Source organism: Pseudomonas sp. (genome assembly GCF_041601375.1).
Taxonomy (GTDB): Bacteria; Pseudomonadota; Gammaproteobacteria; order Pseudomonadales; family Pseudomonadaceae; genus Aquipseudomonas.
On sequence record NZ_JBFIIG010000230.1, the window covers coordinates 1 to 5,775 of the forward strand.

General features: G+C 65.5%; 5 protein-coding genes and 1 pseudogene. All 6 read left to right on the forward strand.

What is annotated here, in order from left to right:
- Window positions 1-86 (forward strand): annotated as a pseudogene (locus ABZE94_RS19745) (SprT family protein); the annotation flags it as partial.
- 356 nt (window positions 87-442) lie between these two features.
- Window positions 443-961, forward strand: a complete 519-nt coding sequence (locus ABZE94_RS19750) for a transcriptional initiation protein Tat (protein ID WP_372877671.1) — start codon at window positions 443-445, stop codon at window positions 959-961.
- 54 nt (window positions 962-1,015) lie between these two features.
- On the forward strand, window positions 1,016-2,596 hold the full coding sequence (locus ABZE94_RS19755; protein ID WP_372877673.1) for a GMC family oxidoreductase: 1,581 nt from the start codon (window positions 1,016-1,018) through the stop codon (window positions 2,594-2,596).
- A gap of 22 nt (window positions 2,597-2,618) precedes the next feature.
- Entirely contained in the window at window positions 2,619-3,608 is a 990-nt protein-coding gene (locus tag ABZE94_RS19760) for a thiamine pyrophosphate-dependent dehydrogenase E1 component subunit alpha (protein ID WP_372877675.1), read from the forward strand.
- Window positions 3,609-3,672: 64 nt separating this feature from the next.
- Window positions 3,673-4,743, forward strand: a complete 1,071-nt coding sequence (locus ABZE94_RS19765; RefSeq protein ID WP_372877678.1) for a 2,3-butanediol dehydrogenase — start codon at window positions 3,673-3,675, stop codon at window positions 4,741-4,743.
- A 26-nt stretch (window positions 4,744-4,769) separates the two neighbouring features.
- Window positions 4,770-5,775 (forward strand): alpha-ketoacid dehydrogenase subunit beta (locus tag ABZE94_RS19770; RefSeq protein WP_372877676.1); only part of this gene is annotated, 1,006 nt, incomplete at its 3' end.

Consider the following 5,775-nt stretch of genomic DNA (forward strand, 5'->3'; position numbering starts at 1 on the left):
ACGCCCTGGTCGGCAAAGGCCGCCGCTACTTCTGCCGGCGCTGCAAGGTGACCCTGAGCTTTACCGGCGAACAGCGGGTGGAGTGAACGACGCTCTCCCCTGGGAAATCGATCACGAACGGCGAGCAAGCCGTTCTCAGCATTAGCCGCCCAGAGCCGAATTTGGCTCGCCTGTGCTGCGCGCTCCGCGCCCCCCTTACAGATGTTTTACAACTGTAAAGAATCTCGCTTTACAGGTGCATTACGACGCCGGGCGAAAGCGCCGTCTTCTATCTTACAAAATCGTTAATAAACAATAGGCTAACCACACAACAAAGCATTGGCACGCAAGCTGCTCCAGGGTTATCGAGAGAGGAGAAACAGTTCTCTCGACAAATAACAATGAGCGCCGGCCACTTCTGCCCCACGAGCAGGATGTGCCGGCAATAGCCTGGAGCACTGCCATGCATGACTCTCCCAGCCCCGACACCGGCTTCACGCGCCGGCGCTTCATGGCCCTTTCCGGCCAGTCCCTGCTCGCCCTCGGCGCCACGACCGTGGCCGCGCAGCTGATCCCGGTCACCCTGCTCGCCGATGAGGCGCTGCCCGCCCTACCCCAGGGCCTGCTGCGCATGGGCCGCGACATCTACCCGCATGACCGCCTGAACGACCTGCACTACGCCAAGCCACTGGCCGAACTGGTGGCCAAGCAACCCGAGCTGATCGCCGACGGTCTGCGCGATATGCAGGCCAGCGCCGAGCGGCGTCACGGCCAGCCCTTCGAAAGCCTCAACACGGAAATCGATCGGGTCGCCCTGCTGCGCGAGATCGAAACCGGGCCGTTCTTTCGCGCCGTGCGCAACGCCCTGATGTTCGGCCTCTACGACAACCCGGCGCTGTTTCCACTGTTCGGCTACGAAGGCTCCTCGGTGGAGAAAGGCGGCTACCTGGCGCGCGGTTACAACGACCTCGACTGGCTCTGACCCACACCTCGGCAATCGCAGCTCATCCAATTCCAACAATGAGGGGAACACCCCATGGCAGCGAAATTCGCACAAGACGACGGCGACGTCGTGGTCATCATCGGCTCCGGTGCTGGCGGCGGCACCCTGGCCCATGCTCTGGCCAAGCAGGGCATCCGCAGCGTAGTGCTGGAAGCCGGCAAACGCTTCGAGCTGAATGATATCGAGAACGACGAATGGGCCATGTTCAACAAGATCTCCTGGCTCGACAAGCGCATCGCCACCGGCGGCTGGGACGTGGCGCAGAACCACCCCAACCTGCCGGCCTGGATCGTCAAGGCGGTCGGCGGCAGCACCGTGCACTGGGCCGGCGTGGCCCTGCGCTTTCGTGATTTCGAGTTCCGCATGCGCACGGAAAATGGCGAGATCAAGGGGGCCAACCTACTCGACTGGCCGCTCAGTTACGAGGAGCTGGAACCCTGGTACGTCAAGGCCGAGCGGCACATGGGCGTGACCGGCCCCACCACCGGCATGCCCTACCACCAATGGCACAACTCCTTCAAGGTGCTGGCCGAGGGTGCCAAACGGGTCGGCTACAAGGAAATCCAGTCTGGCCCCATGGCGATCAATACCCAGGCCTACGACGGCCGGCCGGGCTGCATGCAGATCGGTTTCTGCATGCAGGGCTGCCGCATCGGAGCCAAGTGGTCGACCCTCTACACCGACATCCCGCGCGCCGAAGCCACCGGCAACTGCGAAGTCCGTCCGCAGTCCATGGTCCTGCGCATCGAGCATGACGCCCGCGGCAAGGTCAATGCGGTGGTCTACGCCGACGCCCAGGGTCGCCAGCAGCGGCAGAAGGCGCGGGTGGTGTGCGTGGCCGGCAACTCCATCGAGTCGCCACGCCTGCTGCTCAACTCCGAATCGTCGACCTTCAAGGACGGTCTGGCCAACTCCTCCGGCCAGGTCGGGCGCAATTACATGACCCACACCACCGCCGGCATCTACGCCACCCTGCCCAAGCCGGTGCACATGTACCGCGGCACCACCTGCGCCGGGGTGATCTCCGACGAGTCGTACAACGACACCTCGCGCGGCTTTATCGGCGGCTACCGCCTGGAAGTGCTGTCGCTCGGCCTGCCGTTCATGTCCGCTTTTCTCGACCCGACGCCACAGGGCTGGGGTCGCGCCTTCGCCTCGAAGATGGAGCGCTACGACCACATGTCCGGGGTCTGGCTATGTGGCGAGGACCTGCCCATGGAGGGCAACCGCATCACCCTGCACGCCAGCGAGAAGGACCAGTACGGCCTGCCGGTACCGGTGGTGAACAAGGACGACCATGCCTTCGACGTCGCCATGCGCGAGCACGGCGTCGAGCAGACCCGCAAGTGCTACGAGGCGGTCGGTGCTACCGAGGTGATCCGCCTGCCGTCCTACCCGGCCAGCCACAACATGGGCACCAACCGCATGAGCGCCAAGGCCGCCGACGGGGTGGTCAACAAGTGGGGGCAGAGCCACGACATCCCCAACCTGTTCGTCTCCGATGGCAGCCAGTTCACCACCAGCGGCGGCCAGAACCCGACCCTGACCATCGTCGCCCTGGCCCTGCGCCAGGCCGAGTACATCGGCACGCAGCTCAGCCAGCGTGCCCTCTGACAGAAACAATGGAGCCCAGCACATGACCGTACCAAGCAACGCGCAGCGCCTCTGGATGTTCGAGCAGATGCTCGTCAGCCGCTACCTGGAGGAGTCCATCGAGCGCATCTACATGGAAGGCAAGACCCCGGTATTCAACATGGCCAACGGGCCGATCCCCGGTGAAATGCACCTGTCCAACGGCCAGGAACCCTGCGCCGTCGGCGTCTGCGCACACTTGAACGCCGAGGACATCGTCACCGCCACCCATCGCCCGCACCATATTGCCGTGGCCAAGGGTGTGCACCTCAACGAGATGGTCGCCGAAATATTCGGCAAGAAGACCGGCCTGTCCGGCGGACGCGGCGGCCATATGCACCTGTTCGATGCCCGGGTGAACTTCTCCTGCTCGGGGATCATCGCCGAAGGCATGGGCCCGGCCGTGGGCGCGGCGCTGTCGCGCCAGCTGCAGGACAAGCCGGGCGTGGCGGTGGCCTTTATCGGCGAGGGCGCGGCCAACCAGGGTGCCTTCCACGAGACGCTGAACCTCGCCGCCCTGTGGAAGCTGCCGGTGGTGTTCGTCATCGAGGACAACGCCTGGGGCATCTCGGTGGCCAAGCAGGCGTCCACCGCGATCGAGCGCAACTACCTGCGCGCGGCGGCCTACGGCATGCCCGGGGTGTTCGTCCCCGGCAACGACGCCGACGCCATCTTCGCCGCCGCGGCTGATGCCATCGAGCGCGCCCGCACCGGTGGCGGGCCTAGCCTGATCGAGATCGAGACCTCGCGCCTGGCCGGCCACTTCATGGGCGACGGCGAGCAGTACCGCCCCGCCGGCGAGAAGGAGGCGCTGCAGGCCAAGGATCCGATTCCCGCCTACCGCCAGCGCCTGCTCGAGCTGGGCGTGCTGGATGAGCGCGCCGCCGAGGAGATCGCCGCCCGCGCCCGCGGACGGGTCGACGAGGCCGTGCTGTTCGCCCGCGAAAGCCCCTACCCGGCGCCCGAAGAAGCGCTGGAGAAGGTATTCGTTTGAACGTCGTGCCCGCACGCCCATACCAACAGACAGAAAGGATGTGCTTATGAATCAGCAAGCCAGCATGACCGCCGCGGTATGGCATGGACGCCGCGACATCCGCCTGGAACAGGTCGCCCTTCCCGGCACGCCGCCACCCGATTGGGTGCAGATCAAGGTGCACTGGTGCGGCATCTGCGGCTCCGACCTGCACGAGTACCTGGCCGGGCCGGTGTTCATCCCGATGGACAGCCCGCACCCGCTCACCGGGCTGCAGGGCCAATGCATCCTCGGCCATGAGTTCAGTGGCGAGATAGTCGCCTTGGGCGAAGGCGTCAGCGACTTTGCCTGCGGCGAGCGGGTGGCAGCCGATGCCTGCCAGCACTGCGGCCAGTGCCTGTTCTGCCGCCAGGGCCAGTACAACCTGTGCGAGAACCTGGCCTTTACCGGGCTGATGAACAACGGCGCCTTCGCCGAGTTGGTCAATGTGCCGGCCAACCTGCTCTATCGCCTGCCCGAGGGCTTCCCCAGCGAGGCCGGCGCGTTGATCGAGCCGCTGGCCGTGGGCATGCATGCGGTGAAAAAGGCCGGCAGCCTGCTCGACCAGACCGTGGTGGTGGTCGGCGCCGGCACCATCGGCCTGTGCACCATCATGTGTGCCAAGGCCGCGGGTGCCACGCGCATCATCGCCCTGGAGATGTCCGCCGCACGCAAGGCCAAGGCCCTGGAAGTCGGCGCCAGCGACATTATCGACCCCAGCCAGTGCGACGCCGTCGCGGCGGTCAAGGCGCTGACCGAGGGCTACGGCGCCGCGGTTTCCTTCGAGTGCATCGGCCACAAGGCCACCGCCAAGCTGGCCATCGACGTGGTCCGCAAGGCCGGGCGCTGTGTGATGGTCGGTATCTTCGAGGAACCCAGCGAGTTCAACTTCTTCGAGATCGTCGCCACCGAGAAGCAGGTCATCGGCTCGCTCGCCTATGCCGGCGAATTCGCCGACGTGATCGCCCTGATCGCCGACGGCAGCATCGACGTCACGCCCTTGATCACCGGGCGGATCGGCCTGCAGCAGATCATCGAGCAGGGCTTCGAAGAGCTGGTCAACAACAAGGATCACAACGTCAAGATCATCGTCAGCCCAAGCGCGCTGGCGAGCTAACCGGCCAAGAATCCCAGGAGACAACCATGACCACAGCAGTCAAACAACGCAAACTCACCGTCGCCCGCGCCATGGCCGAGGCGGTGGCCCAGGAAATGCGCCTCGATCCCCGTGTGTTCGTGATGGGCGAGGACATCGGCCCGCTCGGCGGGGTATTCGGCAACACCCGCGGCCTGCATGAAGAGTTCGGCGGTGCGCGGGTACGCGACACGCCGATCTCCGAGACCGCCTTTATCGGCGCGGCGGTGGGCGCGGCCTCCGATGGCATGCGCCCGATCGTCGAGCTGATGTTCGTCGACTTCTTCGGCGTGTGCATGGACGCCATCTACAACCTGATGGCGAAAAACACCTACTTCTCCGGCGGCAAGGTCAGGGTGCCGATGGTGCTGATGGCCTCCACCGGTGCCGGCTATTCCGATGCCGGCCAGCACTCGCAGTGCCTGTACGCCACCTTCGCCCACCTGCCGGGGATGAAGGTGGTGGTGCCGAGCAACGCCTATGACGCCAAGGGCCTGATGACCGCGGCGATCCGCGACGACAACCCGGTGATCTTCCTGTTCCACAAGGCCCTGCAAGGCATGGGCTGGCTGGGCACCGAGAAAGGCGCCACGGTGGCGGTGCCGGAGGAGCCCTACTGCCTGGAAATCGGCAAGGCCAAGACCGTGCGCGAGGGCACGGATGTGTCCATCGTCAGCCTCGGCGTCGGCGTGCACCACGCCCTGCGCGCGGCTCACCAGCTGGAACAGGACGGTGTCAGCGCCGAGGTCATCGACCTGCGCAGCCTGGTACCTCTGGACCGCGACCACGTGATCGCCTCGGTGCGCAAGACCGGCCGGCTGATCGTGGTCGACGAGGACTATCACAGCTTCGGCGTCAGCGGCGAGATCATCGCCAGCGTGGTCGAGCACGACATCGGCATGCTCAAGGCGCGGCCGCAGCGGGTGGCCTTCCCGGATATCCCGATTCCCTTCACCCCGGTCATGGAGCAATGGGCCCTGCCCAATGCCGAGAAGATTGTGGCCGCTTACCAAC